This is a genomic window from Paenibacillus montanisoli (assembly GCF_003268025.1).
Classification (GTDB): domain Bacteria; phylum Bacillota; class Bacilli; order Paenibacillales; family Paenibacillaceae; genus Paenibacillus_Z; species Paenibacillus_Z montanisoli.
Genome location: NZ_QLUW01000005.1, coordinates 268,332 through 291,518, shown reverse-complemented (window position 1 = coordinate 291,518; position 23,187 = coordinate 268,332). Strand labels below are relative to the sequence as shown.

Annotated in this window: 23 protein-coding genes; 17 read left to right on the top strand and 6 right to left on the bottom strand. The window is 55.9% G+C overall.

Going from position 1 to position 23,187, the window contains the following annotated elements; translation table 11 throughout:
• The first annotated feature begins 112 nt into the window (after positions 1-112).
• From DL346_RS23945 to DL346_RS23935, 3 genes are all read left to right on the top strand, one after another.
• A complete protein-coding gene (locus DL346_RS23945; RefSeq protein WP_420849597.1) occupies positions 113-1,882 on the top strand; it encodes a DEAD/DEAH box helicase in 1,770 nt (589 codons plus the stop codon).
• A 75-nt stretch (positions 1,883-1,957) separates the two neighbouring features.
• The gene (locus DL346_RS23940) at positions 1,958-2,479 is read left to right on the top strand and encodes a GNAT family N-acetyltransferase (protein WP_112884914.1); all 522 of its coding nucleotides are present in this window, start codon (positions 1,958-1,960) and stop codon (positions 2,477-2,479) included.
• A 19-nt stretch (positions 2,480-2,498) separates the two neighbouring features.
• The gene (locus DL346_RS23935; RefSeq protein WP_112884913.1) at positions 2,499-2,894 is read left to right on the top strand and encodes a VOC family protein; all 396 of its coding nucleotides are present in this window, start codon (positions 2,499-2,501) and stop codon (positions 2,892-2,894) included.
• A 58-nt stretch (positions 2,895-2,952) separates the two neighbouring features.
• Here DL346_RS23935 and DL346_RS23930 read toward each other — a convergent pair whose 3' ends face one another.
• The gene (locus DL346_RS23930; RefSeq protein WP_112884912.1) at positions 2,953-4,122 is read right to left on the bottom strand and encodes a copper amine oxidase N-terminal domain-containing protein; all 1,170 of its coding nucleotides are present in this window, start codon (positions 4,120-4,122) and stop codon (positions 2,953-2,955) included.
• A 95-nt stretch (positions 4,123-4,217) separates the two neighbouring features.
• Positions 4,218-4,703: a Gmad2 immunoglobulin-like domain-containing protein gene (locus DL346_RS23925; protein WP_112884911.1), complete on the bottom strand. Its 486-nt coding sequence runs from the start codon at positions 4,701-4,703 to the stop codon at positions 4,218-4,220.
• Positions 4,704-4,850: 147 nt separating this feature from the next.
• On the opposite strand from DL346_RS23925, the gene DL346_RS23920 reads away from it, so the two are divergent.
• Together DL346_RS23920 and DL346_RS23915 are read left to right on the top strand one after the other, a co-directional pair.
• Positions 4,851-5,372, top strand: coding sequence for a hypothetical protein (locus DL346_RS23920; RefSeq protein ID WP_112884910.1), 522 nt, complete (start codon positions 4,851-4,853; stop codon positions 5,370-5,372).
• A 66-nt stretch (positions 5,373-5,438) separates the two neighbouring features.
• Positions 5,439-6,170 (top strand): WecB/TagA/CpsF family glycosyltransferase, encoded by a 732-nt coding sequence (locus DL346_RS23915; protein WP_112884909.1) that lies wholly within the window; start codon positions 5,439-5,441, stop codon positions 6,168-6,170.
• Positions 6,171-6,538: 368 nt separating this feature from the next.
• Here DL346_RS23915 and DL346_RS23910 read toward each other — a convergent pair whose 3' ends face one another.
• Together DL346_RS23910 and DL346_RS23905 are read right to left on the bottom strand one after the other, a co-directional pair.
• Positions 6,539-7,048 (bottom strand): ferritin, encoded by a 510-nt coding sequence (locus tag DL346_RS23910; protein WP_206098580.1) that lies wholly within the window; start codon positions 7,046-7,048, stop codon positions 6,539-6,541.
• Positions 7,049-7,157: 109 nt separating this feature from the next.
• Positions 7,158-7,382 (bottom strand): DUF1450 domain-containing protein, encoded by a 225-nt coding sequence (locus DL346_RS23905; protein ID WP_112885087.1) that lies wholly within the window; start codon positions 7,380-7,382, stop codon positions 7,158-7,160.
• Between the two features lie 178 nt (positions 7,383-7,560).
• Between DL346_RS23905 and DL346_RS23900 the strand changes: the two genes are divergently transcribed.
• From DL346_RS23900 to DL346_RS23845, 12 genes are all read left to right on the top strand, one after another.
• The gene (locus tag DL346_RS23900) at positions 7,561-7,767 is read left to right on the top strand and encodes a YwbE family protein (protein ID WP_112884908.1); all 207 of its coding nucleotides are present in this window, start codon (positions 7,561-7,563) and stop codon (positions 7,765-7,767) included.
• Between the two features lie 5 nt (positions 7,768-7,772).
• Entirely contained in the window at positions 7,773-8,255 is a 483-nt protein-coding gene (locus tag DL346_RS23895; protein ID WP_112884907.1) for a NanQ anomerase/TabA/YiaL family protein, read from the top strand.
• 81 nt (positions 8,256-8,336) lie between these two features.
• Complete coding sequence (locus tag DL346_RS23890; protein ID WP_112884906.1) at positions 8,337-8,831, top strand: CcdC family protein; 495 nt, start codon at positions 8,337-8,339, stop codon at positions 8,829-8,831.
• A complete protein-coding gene (locus DL346_RS23885; protein ID WP_112884905.1) occupies positions 8,828-10,420 on the top strand; it encodes an ankyrin repeat domain-containing protein in 1,593 nt (530 codons plus the stop codon). Before DL346_RS23890 ends, DL346_RS23885 begins: the two co-directional genes overlap by 4 nt.
• Before the next feature lie 108 nt (positions 10,421-10,528).
• On the top strand, positions 10,529-10,987 hold the full coding sequence (locus tag DL346_RS23880) for a MarR family winged helix-turn-helix transcriptional regulator (RefSeq protein WP_112884904.1): 459 nt from the start codon (positions 10,529-10,531) through the stop codon (positions 10,985-10,987).
• A 194-nt stretch (positions 10,988-11,181) separates the two neighbouring features.
• Positions 11,182-13,017 carry a sensor histidine kinase gene (locus tag DL346_RS23875; RefSeq protein ID WP_112884903.1) on the top strand — a complete coding sequence of 612 codons (1,836 nt, stop codon included), beginning with the start codon at positions 11,182-11,184 and terminating at the stop codon, positions 13,015-13,017.
• A complete protein-coding gene (locus tag DL346_RS23870; RefSeq protein ID WP_165822645.1) occupies positions 12,992-14,035 on the top strand; it encodes a response regulator transcription factor in 1,044 nt (347 codons plus the stop codon). The genes DL346_RS23875 and DL346_RS23870 overlap by 26 nt, the downstream gene beginning before the upstream one ends.
• 131 nt (positions 14,036-14,166) lie before the next feature.
• Positions 14,167-15,867: a type 2 periplasmic-binding domain-containing protein gene (locus tag DL346_RS23865; protein ID WP_112884901.1), complete on the top strand. Its 1,701-nt coding sequence runs from the start codon at positions 14,167-14,169 to the stop codon at positions 15,865-15,867.
• Positions 15,868-15,944: 77 nt separating this feature from the next.
• Positions 15,945-16,850 carry an ABC transporter permease gene (locus tag DL346_RS23860; protein WP_112884900.1) on the top strand — a complete coding sequence of 302 codons (906 nt, stop codon included), beginning with the start codon at positions 15,945-15,947 and terminating at the stop codon, positions 16,848-16,850.
• A 17-nt stretch (positions 16,851-16,867) separates the two neighbouring features.
• Positions 16,868-17,764, top strand: coding sequence for a carbohydrate ABC transporter permease (locus DL346_RS23855; RefSeq protein ID WP_112884899.1), 897 nt, complete (start codon positions 16,868-16,870; stop codon positions 17,762-17,764).
• Positions 17,765-17,806: 42 nt separating this feature from the next.
• On the top strand, positions 17,807-19,072 hold the full coding sequence (locus tag DL346_RS23850) for an alpha-L-rhamnosidase-related protein (RefSeq protein WP_112884898.1): 1,266 nt from the start codon (positions 17,807-17,809) through the stop codon (positions 19,070-19,072).
• The gene (locus tag DL346_RS23845; protein ID WP_112884897.1) at positions 19,063-20,874 is read left to right on the top strand and encodes a glycoside hydrolase family 36 protein; all 1,812 of its coding nucleotides are present in this window, start codon (positions 19,063-19,065) and stop codon (positions 20,872-20,874) included. Before DL346_RS23850 ends, DL346_RS23845 begins: the two co-directional genes overlap by 10 nt.
• A 51-nt stretch (positions 20,875-20,925) precedes the next feature.
• Here the strand turns inward: DL346_RS23845 and DL346_RS23840 are convergent, their stop codons facing one another.
• Complete coding sequence (locus DL346_RS23840; RefSeq protein WP_112884896.1) at positions 20,926-21,459, bottom strand: YceI family protein; 534 nt, start codon at positions 21,457-21,459, stop codon at positions 20,926-20,928.
• Between the two features lie 114 nt (positions 21,460-21,573).
• Positions 21,574-23,145: an FMN-binding glutamate synthase family protein gene (locus DL346_RS23835; RefSeq protein ID WP_112884895.1), complete on the bottom strand. Its 1,572-nt coding sequence runs from the start codon at positions 23,143-23,145 to the stop codon at positions 21,574-21,576.
• Positions 23,146-23,187 lie beyond the last annotated feature (42 nt).

Below are 23,187 nucleotides of genomic sequence, written 5' to 3'. Positions count from 1 at the left end.
GGCATTTTGAAGAGAGAATGGGAAGATCCGTTACATGAGCGGGTCCATAATGTGGTAGGATAGGAATGCCGGTTTTTTTTGGAGACGGGAAAGGCTTTTATAACTAAATGAGGTGGATGTATTGGCGGATTTTGAACAATTGGGTATTGCCAAGGAGCAAGTGCAGTCGCTGCGCAACGAAGGAATTCACGAAGCGACGCCGATCCAGGAGGGCGCAATACCGGTTATTATGCAGGGCAGCGACGTGATCTGTCAGGCGCAGACAGGTACGGGCAAAACGCTCGCGTTCCTGCTTCCGATGCTGGAGCGGATCAAGGCGGACCGCGATGAGCTGCAGGGGTTGATCTTGACGCCGACACGGGAGCTGGCTCTGCAAATTACGACGGAGCTGAAAAAGCGGGTTGCCGTGAATAAAGCGATCAGCGTGCTCGCGGTATATGGCGGCCAGGACGTGGAATCGCAGCTGCGGAAGCTGAAGCGCGCGGTTCATATCGTCGTGGCGACGCCGGGCCGGCTGCTGGACCATATCCGCAGAGGAACGGTTAAGCTTGGTTCGGTCAAAATGCTCGTGCTCGACGAGGCCGATCAAATGCTGCATATGGGGTTCTTGACGGAGGTCGAGGAGATATTGAACCAGACGCCTTACCGCAAGCAGACGATGCTGTTCTCGGCTACGATGCCGGGCGGCGTCCGCTCGCTGGCGGCGCGGTTCATGATCGAGCCGAAGGATATTACGGTGCGCGCCCCGCAGGTGACGGTGAAGGCGATTCGCCAGCTGGCGGTCGAAGTCAGCGCGCGCAACAAGCAGGAGCAGCTGAAGCGGCTGTTGGAGGAGCATAATCCGTATTTAGGCGTTATTTTTTGCCGCACGAAGAAGCGGGTGAACGCGGTCAACGAATACCTGCAGGAGAATGGCTTCAACAGCGCCGAGCTGCACGGCGACCTGTCGCAGGCGAAGCGCGAGCAGGTCATGAAGCGGTTCCGCGACGCGAAGATTCATTTGCTGGTCGCGACGGACGTTGCGGCCCGCGGCCTCGACGTGGAAGGCGTGACGCATGTTTTCAACTTCGACATACCGGAAAATGCGGAGAGCTATATTCACCGGATCGGACGGACGGGACGCGCGGGCGAAGAGGGATTGGCGATTACGCTCGTGTCCCCGCATGACCGGCATGAGCTGGCGGCGATCGAGCGCGGCATCCATCAGACGATACCGCGGGAAAACATCAACGGCGGCAAGGGTAGAGCTTTTCCCCAGGACAGCGATCTGCAGCTGGACGAGAAGCCGGAGCGCCAAGGCGGCGCTCGCCGCGGCGCGGGCCGCAGAGGCGCGGCCGCGGCAGGCGGCCAGCGCGCGGCGAAGAGCGGCGGGCGCTCGGGCCAGCAAGGCCGCGGCGGCGAGAAGCGCGCCAGCACCGGCGGCGCGTTCGCGGGAGCGGCTAAGCGCGGCGAAGCGCGCCGAGCGGGCTCCGCTCGCGGCGGTGCGGACGAGCCGCCGCAATGGGGCGCGGCGGCCCGTGCCGCGGAAGCGCCACGCGGCCGCGGCGGAGCGGGCGCACGCGATGGCGCAGATGCCGGCGGACGCGTGCGCTACAGCATGCCGGCGCGCGAGGAAGGCGCACGCGGCGAGTTCGGCGGCGCAGCAGCGCGCAGCGGCAACCGCGGTGCAGCCGAGCGCAGCGGCAGCAGCCGCGGTGCAGCTGAGCGCAGCGGCAGCCGTGGTTCAGCCGAGCGCAGCGGCAACCGAGGCGCAGCCGCTCCGCGCGGCGGACGCGCAGGCGCGCCGCAGTTCCCGAACGCGGGCGGCGGCGGTGCCCGCGGCCGTTCAGGCGGCGGGAAGCAAGGGCCGGGCGGGCGCCCGCAGCGTACGCGGTCACGCTAGCATTTCGGTTGGAGGCAGGCGCAGGAGCAGTCATCCGGCGGGCTGCCTCTTTTTTTACGAAGGAGGAGAAGCGATATGGTCCATCTAGTGAAGCCTTCAGTCGGGCTGCGGGAGTCTTATATGGCGTTCTACCGGGAGTGGGTAGAGAGCAGGGAAGATATCGTGCCTTGGATCGTCGGGCAAGACCCGAGCGACTTTGAGGACTATGTCCGCTTCACGAACGAAGCGGATAAGGAGGAGAATATCCAAGAGGGCTTCGTGGCGCATTCCACATACTGGCTGCAGGATGAGGAAGGCCGGATCGTAGGCGCGACCAACATCCGCCATCGGCTCAATCAGAAGCTGCTCGAAAGCGGCGGCCATATCGGCTATGGCATTATCCCTTCGCAGCGACGCAGGGGCTACGCGACCAAGCTGCTTGAGCTTGCGCTTCTGAAGACGGATGAGCTCGGCATCGAACGGGCGCTGCTCGTCTGCGACGAAAGCAATGCCGCATCGGAGCGCACGATTCTGCGCAATGGCGGGCAATTCGAATCGACCTTTACGGAAGGCAGCGGCAATGTGGTCAAACGGTTCTGGATTCATCGAAATCTATAATGAGGGAGGCAAAAACATCATGACAAAGCTTCGTCCATACTTGTATAGCGAGAACGCACAAGAACAAGCGAACTTTTATGTGGAGGCGCTGGGCGGAGAGATCATCAGCCTCCAAACGTACGGCGAAATGCCGGGCGCCGACCCGGAGATGAAAGACAGTATCTTGCATTTGGTGCTGCAAGCGGCCGGTCTGCTCTTCTATATGGCCGATGCCGGACCGATCGAGCGCGGAAACGGGATGGATCTGACGCTGGAGTTCGAAACCGAGGAAGAAGCGGAGGATGCCTTCCGCCGCCTGTCGCAGGATGGCATCGTGATGATGCCGTTCGAGCGGATGTTCTGGGGCAGCATGTTCGGCCGGGTGCAGGACAAGTACGGCGTCCGTTGGCAAATCGCCACGCAGCCGGGCCATTAATGACAAAAAAGCCGTTCAAGAAGGAGCGCATGCGGCGCCTTTCTTGAACGGCTCTTTTTTACGATTGGGCAGGTACGGTCAGGTTGGCGCTTCGAACGGATGACGTCCATTCCACTTGCAGGCCGAAAGCTTGCGCAGCAGCGCGCAAAGGCAGGTACAGCCTGCTGTTGATGAGGACGGGCTTGCTTCCCGTTCCGGTAAGCCGCTTGCCGTTCTCCCAGACGGAGAGGGCGCCGCCTGCTTCGCTCAGCTGATCGCCAGTCGGCATGGGAGACCCGAGCAGTGCCGCTTTGCGGGCGGAGTCCCAGGCCGCCTGCCAGCCGAGCTTATCGGCAAGCGCGCGCATCGGAAGCAGCATGATGCCGTTCTGCACAACCGGCTTCAGAGCGGGGTCGTTCACCGGCTTGCCGTTTATGGAGAGAATCGGCTTCGCCGGCGCGAGAACGGTCAGCTCCTTCATGCCGGCTAAGCTGCCGGTGTCGTAGAAGATCCAAGACTTCCCCGGCTTAAGCGGCTTTAAGGAGCCGTTAACGTCGATTCCGTAGGCCGGCATCGTAAACGTGAAATCGTACCGGCCGTTCACGATAGGGGCTTCATGTACGAGCAACGCGCTTTTGGTCGGGAACGATATCCCATTCACGGCTCTTACGCTGCTGAACATGCCGCCTTGCCCGACGAAGATGCGGATTGTGCCTTTTTCGGACATCGCATTATTGCCCTTGATGCGTACAGCGGCACCGATCTGCGGCTTCGTCGTGCTGAAGTACGTCTGATCCGGAACGACGAGCAGCTTTTGGAGTGATTGAATCGCCGCGCTATCCTCCGCCGAGTAGTCGGTGCCACCATAGATGAAGTACACCTTCTTCTGATCGGCGATCAGCATGTTGAAGAAGGAGCCGTCCTTTAATGTAACGTCAATTTTGGTAGAGAAGAAAGCCTGCTCGGAATCTAAGGAAGACGTATCTTCCTTGGCTTTGCCCATTAAGCGGGTCATGAGGGAAGCGACCTGCACAATAGCGGGCTTGTCTTCCTGGCGCGAGCTGAACAGCGGAATGTAAGCCATATCGGAATGGCGCATATGAACGGTTGATATTTGCTCAGCCTGGAACTGTGCGGCGACTGCTTCCGTCTGTGCCGCGGGAGCAGCGTTAACGCCCAAAGGGAGAACGCCGCTGCCGGCAATCATGAGGGCGGATAAGCCGATCATGAGCTTGCGTGAATAGGTCATGACGGTACCTCCTTAACGGATGAGATACCTTATAGACTCCGCTCCCCGCCAAAAGGTTTCGGCCGCGGCCAAAATAAGCGCCGGCCTAGTTATTCCTACTGAAGCTTCACCAGTCCGTTCTCGAAGGTGTACGCGAGATGGAGCGGATGGAGGGGCGAGCCGTCCTTCGCGCCCGAATCGTAGATCGTTAAGACACCGGTCGTGCTGGTCGGCGCTTCCGTGAGCGTGACCGTAAATTCGAAATCGCCCCACTCCGGCGCCCCCTTATCCGCCGTGGCATGCCCTTCGGCAAGCACGTTGTGCCCGTCCTCGAGGGAGTAACTGAACGCCGCCTCGAAGACGCGCGCTTGCCCTTTCACCGTAATGGCTTTGCCCACGACGCTTCCCTCCGCGGGCTCGAATATCCGGAACGCTTCGTTGCCGGCCACGATCTGGGGCGAATGCCCATCCTGCTCGTCGGCATCGGCAGCATTGCTTATTACTGGCTCGTGATCGGGGACGTAGGCGCGGTGCTCGGCGCAGCCGTTCATCAGTGTTGCGGCCAACAGCAGCGCTGCAAGCCGGGGCCGTATGATTTTCATAGAATCGACCTGCTTTCGGCGATAATGTACTTATAAATCCTCTCGCAACATGCTTCAAAATAGTATACGCTTGAGGAAATGGCTTCCATTCACCAAAAGCGGTTACCGGGACAAAATAATCACGAAGAGCAGGGGGAGTGCGCATTCATGTTTGAATGGCGTCGGTTGCTTCGGTTCAACAGATACATAGGACGAGAGCATGAGCCCATCGATTATCAGTGGCCTGCGGCCAAGTTTCCGATTATCAGCATCCGTTCCAGCGTCGGGCAAGGCAAGCCGAAGGTCGCGATCGGACTCGTTGCGCTTGGCGATATCGCCGTCGGACTGATTGCCGGGGGAGCCATATCGGTCGGCATTTTCTCCGTCGGCGCGGTTGCGATGGGCTGGATGCTGGCACTCGGCGCCGTAGCGATATCCAGCGGCTTGTCAGCCGGCGCGGTAGCGATCGGGGAACTGGCAATCGGCGCGGTCGCCATCGGCCAGTCGGCCGTCGGGGCTGTGGGCATCGGCCAAAATGCGCTCGGCGCGGTAGCGATCGGGGAGCATGTGCTCGGGGCGGTGGCCATCGGCGAGCGCGTGTACGGGATTGTCGCCATCGGGGAGCATGGCTTCGGGCTTGTGCCGATCGTAGGCGATTTCATCCGGTGGATTGCCGGGCTGTTCCGCTGATTTCAATTGAATTGACCATTTATGCTACAATATGAGACAGCATGAGTGTATGGAGGAAAAACTAGCATGAATACCGTCAATATATTGGGCGTTCCGTTCTCGAAGCGGACGCTCCTTCAAACGGTGGCGCTCGTTCAAGCGCAAATCGCAGCAGAGGGCAAACCGCTCTTTCACTTGATTACGGCGAACCCGGAGATCGTAATGGCAGCCCGCTCGGACCAGCAGCTGGAAACGATTGTGAAAGAAGCGGATATGGTTACGCCGGACGGCATCGGCGTCGTGCTTGCGGCAAAATGGCAGGGAGAGCCGCTCCAAGAGCGCGTAACCGGCTATGATCTGCTGATCCGTTTGTTCGAGGAAGCGAAGGAGCACCGATTCTCGCTTTATGTCGTGGGAGCGGACGAGGAAACGAACGCGAAAGCGTCGCAAATTATCGCCGATAATTACGAAGGCGTGACCGTGGTCGGCAGGCATAACGGCTTTTTCAAGCCCGGCCAGGAGGAAGCGCTTGTCGCGGATATCGAGCAGAAGCGCCCGGACGTGCTGATCGTAGCCCTCGGAGCGCCGAGAGCGGAGCGTTGGATCTATAAATACAAGAGCCGGCTGAAGGCGAAGGTCGCCTTCGGTGTCGGCGGCAGTTTGGACGTTATTGCGGGCAAAGTAAAACGCGCGCCCGTGATTTGGCAGAAGCTGAACGTGGAGTGGCTGTACCGTCTGCTCAAGCAGCCGTCCCGCTTGCGCCGCCAGCTTGTGCTGCCGAAGTTCGCGGTCACCGTTTTGAAGACGCGCCGCAAGTAAACGATGAAGAGACCCGACGTGTCGGGGTTCTTTTAAAGTTTGAAAGGCTGCGTCTAACGAACTCCAGATTGCTTATTTAGGCGAAATCGCCGGATTCTCAGATCTAACGAACTCCAGAGACGTTATTTGAAGCGAAAATGCTGAGAACCGCCTCTACATGGCTAAATAGCGACGCTGCGGTTTGTTAGATCGATTTTGCGGGCTTTTCGCGCAAATAAGCGTTATACGGTTCGTTAGCTCGAGGCGGGAGCCGCCGATACATGCCGCCGACCGCTGTGCTGAGTGTCAGGGTGGCGCAGCCGCCCCGCGGCGACAGCCAACTAAAAAAGGACAGCCATCGTTGGCTGTCCTTTTAAGCTTGTACCCGCTTAAGCGTTCGTCGGCGGCACGAACGTCCGCTGAGCGAACTCGTTATCGAGCATGAAGAAGGCGTTGCTGTCTTGATCGATGCGCTTCAGCTTGTTGATGATGCTGTCGAACATCGATTCCTCCTCCACCTGCTCGTCAATGAACCATTTCAAGAACTGGATTGTCGCATGCTCGCGGTCGTTCAAGGCTAGGTCGGACAAGTGGTAGATCCGCTTGGTCACTTCCTGCTCATGCTGATACGCCTGCTGGAAGGCATCTTGAATCGAGCTATATTCATTGTTAGGTGTGCTCATGCCGACTAGTTTGACGCGTTGCCCGCGATCGTTCAGATATTTATAGATCTTCATCGCGTGGAAACGTTCTTCTTCGGCTTGAACAATAAAGAAATTCGCAAAACCGTCAAGGCTCTCTCCGGAGCAGTAGGCGGCAATTGCCAAGTACACGTGCGCGGAGTAGAACTCGAAATTCAATTGATCGTTCAAAGCTTGGCTGAGTGTTTCGTTTATCATCGGCCGCACCTCCCTTTCGACATTATTATAATTAAAAAAGAGACGAAGTATCAAACCTCTCTAAGGGGGCTCGACAACCTCATCTCCCATATTACCATACTATTCCACATTATCCTATCCGGTGCTTCAGCTTCGCATACAACACTTCCGCGGTCGGAGCCACGACGACTTCCGTCTTGCCGATCATTACGATGCATTGCTTGGAACATAGCTTGCAGTTGCCAAGGCAGTCCTTCTTCTTCTGCTTCAAATCGGGATATTCCTGCTTTAACGTCTTGAACACCGATTTGGAGCCGTGCTTGAAGTTCCTGCAACAGTATTTGATCTTCTTCATCCGCACGTTACCGACCTCTCTGGATGGTGTTGTGTTGCTCTATAGCCAATGATAGTAATTCTCATTATCAATGTCAATCGTTTCTTTAAGAGGTTTCCGCATTTCTTTACTTCGTTTCTCGTCTGGCCTATTATAGGGAGCAAAACCAACTGCTTTGTCAAAAGGAGACGTAGTGACCATGAGCTTAAACGGACAGCAGCGCTCGGCCATTCGGCCGGGGCTTACCGTAGATATTGTATTGAAGAAGGATCAGGCATCGGGCAAAACGACCCGTGGGATCGTGAAGGATATTTTGACGAATTCGCCTAACCATCCGCATGGCATTAAAGTACGGCTCCAAAGCGGCGACGTAGGCCGGGTAAAAGCGATCATAGAAGGGGCGTAACGACGATGATATTCAGCGATTTGACGAATTGGGAGCGGGAGCGGCATACGTTCCCCGCGCCGGTGCGCCGGGCGATCGAGCGGCTTCAGCAGACCGATCTGGATGGGCTGCCTGCAGGCCGGCATGATTTCGGGGAGCCTGGGATGTTTCTTCTCATAAATGAGCCGGTCACGAGAGACTGGCGCGAAATTAAGCCGGAGACTCATAGGCTGTATACCGATATTCAGCTGCTGCTGAGCGGACGCGAGCGGATGCGCGTGGCCAAGGTGTCGGAGGAGCAGGTTGTCACCGATGACAAGTACGAGGCGCAGGACATCGCTTTCTATGAGAACGTACATAACGAGAATACGATTGATATGGTGCCGGGTGATTTTATCGTGCTGTTTCCTACGGATATTCACCGTCCGAATTGCTCGGTGGAGGAGGATATGCCGATCCGCAAGGCGGTCGTAAAGGTGCACCGCGATCTATTTGCAACCGAGCTGTAAAATGAGTAGGATTAGAGAAAACAGCGCTTTCTTGGATGAAACTTGGTTTCTTCCTGCGGGCATGAAAGGAGCTGCGTCATTATGAGCTTTTTCCCACAATCGTTTTCTCTGCCTCATCTGGCTTCTATCGTCTTGACGCTGCTCTCGGGCGCTGCAGTAACGTTTCTTCGGCTGCGCGCCAGCAACCGGCCCACGACGCTGCGCAAAATCATTATTCCGCCTATCGGCATGTCGACAGGCTTTCTCATGTTCGCCGTTCCGGAGACGCACGTGCCGTGGCTGTGGGCGATCGCGGCGTTCTTGGTCGGGGCAGTGCTGTTTTCGTATCCGCTGATCCGCACGTCCAAGCTGGAGCGGGTCGGGAACGACATCGTTCTTAAACGGTCCAAAATGTTCATCTTCATTCTGCTGGGCTTGCTGACCGTGCGCCTGCTGATTCACGATTTGGTGGAGCGGTCGGTGAGCATACCGCAAACGGGAGCCCTTTTCTTCGTTCTGGCGTTTGGCATGATCGTTGTTTGGCGAATCGCGATGCTTCAAGCTTATTTGAAAATAAAGCGGGGGGAAGCGAAATGACGAAGGAAGCGTCCATAAGGCGATTGATTGATTTAAGCGCAGCGGGAGAAACCGCCCTCATCGAAGACCTGCTCCGGAACGAACCCGATCTGGCGCAGGGAGGCTGGGGGTATTTCTCGCCGCTGCATTTTGCCGTTCGGGAGGGCCGCCGCGATGCGGTTGAGCTGCTGCTGGCGCACGGCGCGGATGCCGCCGAGAAGCCCGTACTGAGCTGGCAGGATTCGCTGCTGCAGAAGGCGCGGGACCGCGGGTATGCGGACATCGAGGCGCTGCTTGGCGCTCATTTGGAGCGAACGCTGCAGGTGAAGCCGATCGGCGATACGGCAGCGGAGCTGATTCGCGCAGGCAAGCGAGGAGAGCTGCTAGCTTGGCTGGAAGCGCACCCGGAAGCCGTACGCGCAGGCGATGAGCGCGGCAACACGCCGCTGCACTGGGCCGTGATGACGCGCTGGATCGAGCTGATCGATCTGCTGCTGGCTAAAGGAGCGGACCCGCTTGCGACGCGGTCGGACGGGTGTCAGCCGGTTCACCTGGCGCTTGAGGGCGATTACTTCTACCGTCCCGGAAGGGACCTGCCTTCCGAGGCGGTTCGGGATAACCGGTTTCTGCTTGGCTATTTGATCGGAAAAGGAGTCCCATACGATCTCTTCATCGCGGCTGCGGTTGGCGATGCGGCAAAGGTGAAGGAACTGCTGGCGGCTGATCCGCAGCTGGTGAGCGCCCGAGACACGTCTGGTCGCTCTGCGCTTTATTATGCCGCCAAGCAGGGCTATGCCGAAGTCGTGCGCAGCCTGCTCGATTCCGGCGCCGACCCGAATCAGGCGGAGAGGGATGCCGCCGGCGGCGCAGCGCTCTATGCGGCCGTAAGAGGGAGACATACCGACTGCGTGAAGCTGCTGCTGGCGCATGGCGCGGATCCGAACGCGGAAATCGATGCGAGCGGCAATTCGGTCTATGCCGCGATGCAGCAAGGCGCGCAGGAGCTGTTGGAGCTGCTCTACGCGCACGGCGGCACCGTGACGATGGCCGGTGCCTGCGCGCTCGGCCGCATCGACTTGGTCGGCGAGCTGCTTGCGGTCAATCCGGCCGCTGCGAATGACGGTGATTACGGCCCGCTCGCCCAGGCGGCAAGCTGCGGCTATACATCGATCGTGAAGCTGCTGCTGCGGCATGGCGCTGAGCTCAATGGCCCCTGGTACGCCAGCAATTATATGGTGTACGCCTGCCGGTACGCGGACAAAGAAATGGTAGAACTGCTGCTTCGCCAAGGAGCCGATCCGAATGTCCGCAACTGGATAGGCATCAGCTATCTGCACCTGGCAGCCCAGGCAGGGGATATCGAGCTGGCGGAGCTGCTGCTTCGCTTTGGCGCCGATCTTCATGCGGTAGATGAGGAATACGCCACGACGCCGCTCGGCTGGGCGGCCAAATACGGCCAAACCGGCATGATCGAATATCTGCTTCGGAAAGGCGCTGCCATCGAGCCGGCAGACGTTCCGGATTGGGCGCGGCCGCTTGCGTGGGCAAGACGGAGAGGGCACCATGCCGCGGAGGATTTGCTGGCTGCCCGCACGAAGGGCGCCGTCTAGCTGTTGACATTGGCTGCGGCAGCTGATATTCTAACGGCATAAATTGCATGCAATTAAATTGTGTTATTTACTATAAATGGTTATCCGACAAGAGAGAGGAAGACTGCAATGGAACAAGGCGCCCAGCTGGAGCTCGACAATCAGCTCTGCTTTGCCCTCTACGCCTGCGCCCGCGAAGTGATGAAGCTGTATCGGCCGTATCTGGATGAACTCGGCATTACGTATACGCAGTACGTAACCTTGCTTGCGCTGTGGGAGAAGGACGGCGTTCCCGTGAAGGAGCTTGGCAGCCGATTGTACCTGGATTCCGGTACGCTTACGCCGCTCTTGAAGAAGCTCGAGGGCATGGCCTTGATCCGCCGCGAGCGCGATCGGGGCGACGAGCGCAGCGTCATCGTCCGGCTGACCGAGCAAGGACGCGAGCTGAAGACGCGGGCGATGACCATTCCGGAGCGTGTCTACTGCCAGACTAGTATACCTGAGGAGGAAATCGTGCAGCTAAGGGACCAGCTGCGCAAGCTGACGGCTGCCGTTCATGAGCAGTCGTGCGGTCCTGCATCATCCTAACATAACGATGAGAGACGATTTTATGCAATAAGGCCATTTCAGCACTGCGGAAGCAGGGCGGCTGAGATGGTCTTTTTTTTGTGGTGAACAGATAATTCCACATGATAATTTCAATCAAATATATAGCGCTTTCATTATGAATCGGCTATATTCAAATTCAAGTTGCAAGACATCATTTGCCGGGGGGAAGCCAGTTGAAACGGCTGCGGGGGATATCGCTTCAGAAGAAGCTGCTGATCATGATGATATGTATATATTTTCCATTACCCGTGATCGGGTGGATTTGGTACGAACGAACTTATAACGTGATTGAACGCAATGCGGTGGATTCCAGCATTCAGATGGTGAACCAGGTGAATGCCCACTTGGAGACTTATTTTACCGAAGTGCAGCGGACGATGCTGCCAATGCTGGCCAGCAGCTTGACGGCCGAGTTTCTCACTAACCAAGATGATGACCCGATTAAGCGTTACGAGCTTTCCTATCAGATCGAGAAAGAGTTTGCCAAAATCGTCATGAACCGCCAGGATATCTATGGCATTTCGCTCATTTCGGATAAGGCAAAAGCGACATCCAGCTCCAGCTTCATCATGGCGGAGCAGCGCTATACCTCTTATGTTGGCCGGCTGAAGTCTTCCGGGCGGTTTGCCATTATGGGGCTGGAGAAGACGCCAACCAATGAGGTTGTGGCGATGGCAATGAAGTTTACGCCGCCGCAAAGCCATATGAAGCAAGGGATGCTGATCGTCGATTTGAAACGGGACGAGATGGTCAGCGTCATCCGGAACGTCCAGCTCGGCCAAACCGGCTTTGTATGGGTAGCGGATTCCTTCAATCAGGTGCTGTACTACCCTCAAGGAGACTCTATGCCGAAGGTTGTGCCCGCCAACTATCTTAAAGAGATGGGCGCGAAGAAGAGCGGCGCTTTTACGGTCCAAACGGACAAGGGCAAGAAACTGGTTGTCTTTATCCGCTCCGACCGGACGGATTTGACCTTGATTTCCGAAGTGCTGATCTCGGAGCTGAACCGCTCGATCGTGACCGTCAGCCGAATCTCGATCGTCGTGCTGCTGCTGCTGTTCCTGCTCTCCATGCTGGCTGCAAGCGGCATCGTTTATTCCATGACCAAGTCCCTTCTCAAGCTGCTGCGGCTCATGAAGAGCGCGGAGATGGGCGACTTTACCGTAAAGGCTCCGGATGAAGGCACGCATGAAATCGGCAGTCTGTTCCGAGGGTTTAACAAAATGGTCGAGGAAATCAAGCGGCTTATTGAAATCGTGCACGTGTCGGAGCTTCGGGAAAAGGAGCTTGAGGTGAGGCAGAAGGAATCGCTGCTGCATGCGATGCAGGCGCAAATCAACCCGCATTTTCTATATAACACGCTCGAATTTATTAATTCCAACGCGATCATTGAAGGAAATGAGAAGATTAGCAATATGATCGTCTCTCTTGGGGACATGTTTCGCTATAATGTTCAAAATCCGAACGGCCTCGTCTATCTCGCAGATGAAATCAAACATATCGAAGTCTATCTGGCCATTCAGTCCGAGCGCTACCCGTCTTTCACCTACAGTATTGAGGTCGACCGTCAAATGGCAGCGCTCATTCCGGCGGTTCGTTCCACGCTGCAGCCTATTGTGGAGAATTGCTTTAAGCATGGCTATGAGCGCCATAAAATACGTCCGGGGATGATTCGAATTGCGGGCTTGATGACCGCAGATCAGCATTACTTACTGGAAATCAGCGACACAGGAAAAGGTATGCCGCCTGAAGTAATGGAGCGATACAACGCGTCTTTTGCTTTCAACGAGTCTGAGGAGCCGGGCGGCTTGAAACTAATGGCCGGCAGTACGCCTTCCATTGGCCTGCATAATGTTCACAGCCGGCTTCGCATGCTTTTCGGCCAATCCTGCGGACTCTACATCGCCGCCTCGGGCGAGAGCGGTACCACGATACGAATTACTCTGCCGTTTCAAGAGACAGCTAAGGGGGATCACGATAACGATGAACTACCGCATCTTGCTGGTTGACGATGAACCGATGATTAAGCTGAGCCTGCGCAAAATCATTACCGATACCCATCCCGATTTCGTGATTGTCGGCGATGCATCGGATGGGCAGGAAGCGCTTGAAATCGCGGAACGGGAAAAACCTCACGTCATCATCACCGACATCAGCATGCCGGTCATGAGCGGCTTAGAACTGCTGCAGGCGGTACACGAGCGGGGATGGAAGCCGGAGCTCGTCATTTTGTCCGGCTACGGGGAGTTTGATTACGCGCGGGAAGCGTTGAGATACGGCGTGGTGGATTACATTTTAAAACCGGTTCGTATCTCCGCAGTGAAGGATTTGATGCTCGGATTGTACGCCAAGCATCGGGAGAAGATGGAGGCAAGCTGTGCTAAGAGCGAGCTCATGTGCCGGTGTTTGCATGTTGCCGGCCAGCTGTTTGAGCGCATTTGGATGGTGGACGAGCCCGGCATGAACACGGTGGCCGAAGAGCTGCTGACGACGGTAACCGACTACCGGCTGCCGGATGAGATCAAGAAAAGCGTGCTCCTGGATATGGCGTCGGCTTTGCGCCATCAATCCGAGGATCGGGGAACGCCGATCGTCTTTGAGCTTGAATGGAGCGACAAGTATAGCGAGCTGATCCTGCGCTTTCGGGCTATGCTGCAGCAGGCATTAACCCAGGTCAGAAGCAGCCGGAATTGGGGGAAGCAGGGTGCCATTCACGACGCTGTTCAAGTGATTCATGCCCGCTATGCCGACCCGGAGTTCAAGCTCGAAGAGCTGCTGTCGCAGCTGAATATGTCGGTCACCCATTTCTATAATTTGTTTAAGCAAGAGACGGGGAAGTCCTTTATAGCCTACCTGATTGAGTGCCGGATTGAGAAAGCAAAGGAGCTGCTCGCCCGGTCGAATGGCTGCAAAACGTACGAAATCGGGGAGCAAGTGGGCTATCCCGATTATCCGCATTTTACGAAGTTGTTTAAGAAAGTCGTGGGGGTCACGCCGAGCGAGTACAAGAAACGGGTGTGCACGTAGCCAACCGAGTGATGAAAAACACAATAACTTGAAGATATGTACATCCTAAAGCTTTCCGTCTTCTCCTAATATTTTAGATGTAAGCGCAACCAAGAAACGGAATGAATTCCAAACTAGGGGGAGAACGAAGCATGAGGCTAAGAATAAGCACGGCTTTGGTATTGGGCTCGGTACTGCTGACCGGCGGATTGCTGGCGGGCTGTTCGAGCAACGGCAATGAGTCAAGTAATGGAAACCAAGCGAATCAGCCGGCAAATGACGCGCAGCAGACGACGAATACGGCTGCGGAGCCTAAAGTCAATGAGTATGGCTGGACGGTGCCTGAGAAGACCATCAACATCGATTATTACTCGGCCGATAAGGACAATCCCGACAAATCAGCCAAGAAATTGGCGGCCATTCACGATTACCTGCTGGAACAGTTCAACGTAGACGTCAAGAAAACTCAGTACGACGTGGACGGCAAAGAGAAGCTGAACCTAATGCTGGCCTCCAATGATTATCCGGGCGTGATTTCGTCCATCGACAGCGATACGATGGATAAATGGCGTTCGCAGGGCAAGCTGATCGATCTCGCCCCGCTCGTAGATAAGTACGGCTCGAACATTAAGAAGGAGCTTGGCGATAAGTACAACTCCTATCTCGATAAGGACGGCAAGCTTTGGGGCATTCCGAGAGGCTGGGGCTACCTGCCGATTCCGGATTTCAGCGCGCATATCCGCTGGGATTGGTATCAGGAAATGGGATCGCCGAAGATCGAAACGCCGGAGGACTACTACAATGTGCTGAAGCAAATGGTAGCGGCGCATCCGAAGAATGCCCAAGGGGAGAAGACGTACGCGATTTCCTGGAACGATCAAATCGGCATCAATAACGTGATGGGGATTTGGGGATTAAAGGACGGTTATAAAGATGATGCGGACCACAATCTGACGCACTGGCTCAAAACGGACGAAGGATTGGAAGCGGTCAAATATTATAACAAGTTCTACCGCGAAGGTCTCATGGATCCGGACAGCTTCTTGAACAAGTACGATGACTGGAAGCTGAAATTTTCGAACGAACGGATTTTAGGCCATATCGGTCCTTGGTGGCATTCCTGGAACGCCGGACATGAGGTGTGGAAGACGACGATGGAGGGTTGGACGGATAATCAGCGCTATGTCCAAATTGGCCTGAAAGCACCGAACGCCGAAGCGTCGTACTTATCGCCGAAGGATACGACAGGCTGGAACTATACCGTCATTACCGACAAAGAAGCCAAGCCGGAAGATATCATTAAGTTCCTCGATTTCGAAATCACGCCGATCGGTACGCGCCTGCTGGGCTGGGGCATTCCGAACCTGCCGGATTCGGTCTGGAACTATGAGCAAGGCGGCAAGTGGTCCTTCAACGATGCGCAGAAACAGAAGCTGTTCGCAGGCACGTTCGAATACGACAAGACGGATGAGGTTACGGGCAGCAACCAAATCTGGCTCTCTCACCCGCAGGGCATAATGAGCGACGACAACAAGAGCACGGCTTGGTACGACCAGAACTTCAACATGGAAGACAAGTGGAAAGCGCTCATGAATACGAACCTCAAGGACACGATCTATGACAACACGGCAAGACGGATCGTCTTCACCGCCGATAACCCGCTGACGATCGTAAATCAGCAAATCGAAGACCTGATTAAGACCGGCTTCGCAAAAGCCGTCATGAGCAAGACCGAGCAGGATGCCGTCAATGCCTTTAACGATATGCGCGATAAGGCCATTAAGATCGGCTTAGAGGATATTGAAGCATTCCGCACAGAGGCGTACAAGGCAAATTTAGCTAAAGTCCAATAGGCGTCAAGCGGGGGAAACGTTCCTGTTCCGAACGAATCCCCCGTTTCGTTTGAGTGACCGGAAAAGGAGGTTTACGTATGGCTGAAGTATGGAAAAGAGTACGGCGCGAACGGCAAATTTGGCTCCTTTGCATCCCGATGATCGCATGGGTGCTTATCTTCTCGTATTATCCGATGTACGGGCTTCTCATTTCGTTCCAACACTACGTGCCGGGACAATCCATGTTCTCGAATTGGGTCGGCTTCGATCATTTTGTCCGTTTTTTCAATGAGCCTGATTTTCTGCAAATCATTCGCAATACGCTTGTCATTAGCTTGCTCAATCTGGCGATCGGCTTCCCGGCGCCGATTATTTTGGCGCTGCTCCTTAATGAGGTCAGGGGCCGCCTGTTCAAAAAGACGATCCAATCCTTGTCGTACATTCCCTATTTTATCTCGTGGGTAGTCGTGGCCAATATCCTCTTCACGCTCTTGGGAAGCGATGGGATTCTGAATGATATGCTGCAAAGGCTTGGCATTATCGATGCGCCGCTGGAGTTCCTGACGAAGGGCAGTTATTTCTGGGGTATTCTTGTCGCGAGCAACGTGTGGAAGGATATGGGTTTCTCCGCCATTATCTATTTATCCGCCATCGCCGGTATCGACAAGGAGCTGTATGAAGCGGGGCGCGTGGACGGGCTTGGCCGATTCGGACTGATCCGTCATATTACGCTGCCCGGCATACGCTCGACGGCCGTGCTTCTGTTCATTCTGGCCATCGGCGGCATCTTGAATGCGGGCTTCGAGCAGCAGCTGCTGATCGGCAATCCGCTGACGCAGGATCACTATGAGGTCATTGACACCTATGTGTACCGCTTCGGCGTACAGCTCGGCAACTATTCCTACGGAACGGCCGTTGGCTTGATGAAGAGCGGCATTGGGCTTGTGCTTGTCATCCTTGCCAATCGCCTGTCTAAACGCTATATGCAATCCTCGATATTCTGATAAGGAGGCTGTTCGATATGGAATACCGATCACGCAGAGGATCGTTAACAAACCTTGCAGCCGACGCCGCGATCATCATCGTTCTGCTATTGCTCGGTTTCGTTGTGGTCTATCCGTTCATCAACCTGCTGGCGCTTTCTTTTAATGACGGTAAGGATGCGGCGCGGGGCGGCATTTATTTTTTCCCGAGGAAGGTCTCTTTCTCCGCTTATAACATGCTGTTTGAGAACAAGAAGCTGCTTTCAGGGCTGGGCTGGTCCGTTTTGCGCGTGGCGGTCGGAACGGTCACCTGCTTGTTCGTAACTGGTTTGCTGTCTTATATCATCAGCATCCGGACCTTCTCCGGCCGGAAGTTTATGCGCGTGTTGTTCTTTATGACCATGTACTTCAGCGGCGGGATCATCCCTACGTACATTCTCATGAACCAGCTGCATCTGACCAATACGTTTCAGGTGTATTGGATTCCGGGGCTGATCAATGCTTACTTTATGCTGCTAATGGCGTCGTATATTTCCGACTTGCCCGAGGCGCTGTTTGAATCGGCTCGTATTGACGGAGCGGGGGAACTGCGCATCTATATGCGCATCGTCATCCCTGTCGCCATGCCGGTGTTTGCCGCTGTTTCGATCTATGCCGCCGTTGGCCACTGGAATTCGTGGTTCGACGTCATTCTTTACAATTTCAACGGTCAATTCGATACGCTTCAGGTTTATCTGCGCCGGCTCTTGCTGGAGGTAGAGGCGACGCAGCAAATTCGCGACCAACAGCTGCTGCTGCACAAGTTCCAAGGCCTATCGCCGCAAACGCTGCGCGCAGCAACGACCATTCTTGTTACGGTACCGATTCTTTGCGTGTATCCTTTCTTGCAGAAGTATTTTATCGGGGGCATTACGCTGGGTTCCGTGAAAGGATAAGCTCCGTTCTACATTTGTACGTATAGGGAGGCAGGCTTAGCCATGTCGATTACGAGTCCGTTTAAACTGAAATCCTCATCGCCTGAGCTTGAAGCAGCGGTCCAATGGGCCAAGGATCAGGCGCTGGCCTGTGCATCGGATCGCGATCCCGTCGGATTGTGGTATGAAGCGGCGCTGCCGGGGCGCGCGGCATTCTGTATGCGCGATGTAGCGCACATGAGCACAGGCGCGGCCGTGCTTGGGTTAGGCGAGTATACGAAAAATATGCTGTTGAAGTTTGCGGAGAACATCAGCGAGTCCAAAGATTGGTGCACCTATTGGGAGATCACCAAGGATGGGCAGCCTTGCCCCGACGATTATACAAGCGATGCCGATTTCTGGTACAACCTGCCGGCCAATTTCGATGTCGTGGCATGCTGTTTCCGGCAATATCTATGGAGCGGCGACGCCGATTATTTGAACGATGACCGGCTGCTTCACTTCTATGAACGGAGCTTGAACGAGTATGTAGAGCGCTGGGACCGCGACGGTGACGGCATCCCCGACCATGTGAGAGGCGAGGGCAGGCGAGGGATTGCGTCTTATGTGGAAGACGCGCTTACGCCTAAGGCCGGCGGCGATCTAATCGCCGCTCAATACGCCGCCTATGCCGCTTACGGTGCGATGGCCAAGCTTCGCGGAGAAGAGAGCAACGCCGCTCGGTACGGCAGCCTGGCCAAGCGACTGCAGCATATCTATGACACGCAGTGGTGGAATGGGGAGATTGAGCGTTTTAGCTCGGCTATTCTACAGGACGGCAGCTATTATACGAAGTACTACTTGTCCGCTCAATATATGCCGATCTATTTCGGATTGATCGATTCCGAGGAGAAACGCCAGCAGGCCGTCCGGGATATTATTCGAAACGGCGTCTCGAACGTAGAGGAAATGTCGCACTTACCGGAAGTGTATTATGCAACGGGCGAGAAGGAGGAGGCTTATCAAGTCCTTCTCAAGCTTTGTGACGAGCGGACCAAGCGCAGAGAATATCCGGAAGTGTCCTATGCCGTCATCGGCAGCGTTGTGACCGGCTTATTGGGAGTAAGGCCGCTGGCCGAGCGGGCGGTCGTGGAGATTGCTCCGCAGCTGCCGGACGGCATGGAGTGGGTGAAGGCGGAAGGGATCGCCTTGTTTCGCAATAAACTCGCAGTAGAAGTTCGCGAAGGCCGGGTTACGGTAACGAACCAGGATGGGCCGGCTGTTCAGGTATGTATCGGCAATCAAACGTTTAGGATCGGCGAGAAGGAGGAGATAAACGTATGGCAGTAAGGAGCATTCAGGCACAGGCTCAGGTTCAGGCGGGCGGGTATACCGTTACGTTGGAAAAGGAGGCGGCAGTGCATGCTTTCGAAGTGACGCTTACGGCCTCTGAGTATAGTGATGGCGTTCATGTTGTCCATTTGCGATTGGCAGCAGCAGTGGCGGCCGTCCCGCCTGTCTTGCAGCTGAAATGGACGCTGCCCATCGTGGATATGCATGGCTTGTGGCATCCGGGAGCCGACCGCAATCGCTCTTTTCCCGCCGATTGGGCACACGGCCGCACGGTGAAAGCGACAAGCTCGGCGCCTGTAGGCTGCATCTACAATAACGAGGGCTTGAATCGGCACACCTTTGCGTTCTCCGATACCTTATCGCCGATCGGAATCAAGGTTGGCGTTCACGAGGAAACGGCGGATTTCCATTGCGTCGTTTCGCTTTTCCATGAGCCTACTGCTCCTATTGCCGAATACGAAGCTTCGCTGCTGCTGGATACCCGGGAGCTGCCTTATTATGATTGCCTCGGCGATGTTTCCCGTTGGTGGGCAAGCATGAAGGGCGTGGAGCCGGCATTCGTACCGGCTGCGGCAAGAGAACCGATGTTATCGACGTGGTACAGCTTCCACCAGCGTCTGACACCGGAGGCCATTGAAGCTGAATGTGCGCTTGCCAAAGCGATTGGCTGCGAGGCGGTCATCGTAGATGACGGCTGGCAAACGTCCGACAACGAGCGGGGATACCTGTACTGCGGCGATTGGGAAGCGAGCGTAGAGAAGTTTCCGGATATGCGGGCTCATGTCGATCGCGTTCATGCCGTAGGCATGAAGTATTTGCTATGGTATTCCGTTCCCTTCATCGGCAAGAAGAGCCGGGCATGGGAGCGGTTTGAAGGAAAGCTGCTGTACGTCAATGAAGAGCTCGGCGCCGGCGTCATCGATCCGAGGTACCCCGAAGCCCGTGAATACCTGATTGGCTTGTACGAGCAAGCCGTGCGGGAATGGGATTTGGATGGTTTGAAGCTGGACTTTGTCGATATGTTCGCGCAACGGGCGGATGCCGATCGGAACGGCGGCGAAGGCATGGATTATATTTCGGTGCCGGCCGCCGCGGACCGGCTGTTGACGGATGTGATCGGGCGGCTACGCGAGCTCAAGCCGGATATCCTTATCGAGTTCCGTCAATCCTATGTCGGGCCGCAGATGCGCAAATACGGGAATATTTTCAGAGCGGCCGACTGTCCGAATGACCCGGTCACGAATCGGATCCGTACGCTCGACATTCGACTCTTATGCGGTAATACCGCGGCGCACGCCGATATGATCATGTGGCATGTTAACGAGCCGGTCGAGTGTGCCGCCATGCATCTCCTTAATGTACTGTTCGCGGTGCCGCAGATATCGGTGCGGCTTGACCGCATTCCCGAAGATCACCGGCGTATGCTGGCCTATTGGCTGGCGTTCTTCCGCTCGCATCGGGAGACGCTGCTGGATGGAAGGCTGGAGCCGTTTCGTCCGGAGCTGCTGTATCCGCTTGTCCGGGCAACCTCGGCCGACCAGCAGATTATTGCGGCCTATAACGATAGCGTCATTCCAGCTGGCAGCGGTCTCCCGCCCGAGCTGGTCGTTGTGAATGGAACGGCAAAGGAGCGGCTCATTCTGGAGTTCGAGGAAGCACTGGAGAACGTAACCATTGAAGTGCACAATTGTATGGGAGAGATCGTCCGCAGGGAGGAGGCTGCCGCAATTGGCCAAGGCCTCTATGTACTGGAGGTTCCGAGTTCGGGAGCTGCGTATTTGAGACGGAATGTTATTTAATGGCGAAAAAGGTTCTCCATGACGGAGAACCTTTTTTTTATTCATGGAAGCTTAAGCCTGCTTGGAAGCTTCGATTTCAATCGTGAACTTCACTTCGTCGCCGATCAGTACGCCGCCGGTTTCAAGCGCCGCGTTGTACGTCAGGCCGTAATCGCTGCGTTTGATCGCGCCTTTGCCGCTGAAGCCGACCTTCTCGTTGCCCCATGGATCTTTGCCGCTGCCTTCGTATGTCACCGAGAACGTTTCCGTGCGCGTTACGCCGTGCAGGCTCAGCTCGCCCGTAATGTCGTATTCGCCTTCATCGGACTTGGAAATCTTCGTCGAACGGAAGGACATCGTCGGATGCTGCTCGATATCGAAGAAATCGCCGGAGCGCAGGTGGTTGTCGCGGTCGGAGTTGCGCGTATCGATGCTCGTCAGCGCGACGTTAAATTCGATGTTCGCCGTCGTCAGATCGGCCGGATCAGCCTCAATGACCGCATCGAAATCGTGAAACGTTCCTTTCACTTTCGCAATCATCATGTGTCTAATCGTGAAATCAACACTGCTGTGGCTTGCATCGACGATCCATTTGGACGTGGACATTATAATAGGCCTCCTAAATTAACTTACATATGTTTATAAACTTAATAATATAAAGTAAGTTTAATTGGGGAAGCTCATCCTTGTCAATAGCCATCACGAAATTTTCCTGACCGATTACTGAGCCTCCGGATAAGGAAACAAATCAACGATCCGGGTCGTCTGGCCGCTTTCGTTCGTGTAGACGACATGCTCCCGCCGCAGCCCTTTCGGGCTTTCCAGCCCGCATGCCGCAGACAGCGAGAACAAGCCTTCCCTCAGCTGCAAAATATAGTTCATGACGCGCCACTGCTTCTCTTCCGGCGCCAGCGCGGCCTGATACTTGGCATCGGTCGTCGTGATGCCGGTCGGGCATTTGCCGGTATGGCATTGCAGCGCCATAATGCAGCCGTTCGCCATCATGAAGCCTCGCGCCGAGTTGACGCAGTCGGCGCCGAGCGCGAGGGCGATGGCGACCTTATCCGGCGTAATGAGCTTGCCGGAGGCGAAGATGCGGATACGGTCGCGGACGCCGAATTTGCGGGCGGTGTCGTCGAGGATGATGAGCGCCGCGTAGAGCGGCAGACCCATGCCGTCGGCCATCGCCTTGAACGTTGCGCCCGACCCGCCCTCGGAGCCGTCCACCGTAATGAAGTCGGGGTAGATGTTCAGCTCCAGCATAGCCTTAAACAACGGCTCGAGCCGCTTCGGATCGCCCACCACGATCTTAATGCCGACCGGTTTGCCGCCGGCTTCCTGCAGCGTGCCGATGAAACGGAGCGCTTCCTCGGGGCTCGTTAGAAACTCGAAGCGGTTTGGGGAATTGACCGTTTTTCCGATGGGAACGAGCCTTGCCGCAGCTACCGCTTCGGTAACCTTTGAGCCCTCGAGGTGCCCGCCGCGGATCTTCGCGCCCTGATGGAATTTCAACTCGAACGCCTTGATGTTCGGGTGGCTTGCTTTGCGCTTGTATTCCTCTATGGAGAATCGGCCTTCATTGTCGCGGAAACCGAACATACCCGGCCCAATCTGCGAAATGACATCCGCCCCGGAGGCGAGATGAACGTCGGCGACGCCGCCCTCGCCGGTGTTAATCCACGATCCGCCCGCCATCGCGGCGCCATTGCCCGTCGATTGGATGTAATGCTCGCCGACCGCGCCGAAGGAGGTGGCCGATGCGCCGAACATCCCTTTAAGCCGCCACGGCTCGCGGCGTTCGGCGCCGACAACGATGACGTCCTCATCCGCGAGAAGCCAGCGCTTGACGCTCTCGTCGACGGTTTTCTCCTTGCGGGTGAACAGACCCTCGTCGGTAATGACGTATTTTCGGCCCGGGACAAGCTCCAGGTTGTCGACCTTCAGTTCGCTCGTCAATTTCGGAAACATCGCGTTGGACAAGTAGAAGCCCGGCTTCTCGTAGTCGCGCCGGCCGCCGAAGGAAATCAGATCGGTGCGGTATTTGGCCGCATACACGATGCCGACGAAATCGGCCCGCGAGAACGGGCGGCCTTCCGTATCGTTGTCGAACCAATATTGCCGGAATTCCGGTCCGAGCTTCTCGAGCAGGTAGCGGATCCAGCCGAGAAACGGATGCGAACGGATAATGGAATGCTTGGGACGTCTGGACAGGATGTACATGTAGCCGAAGAACGAGAGCAGGGGCAGCGCGATTAGAACAACGAGTGCTATCAGCAGAATCGTGGTTACCATGGTCGGAATTCCTCCAGTTTACAAATTGACTTGAAATAAATC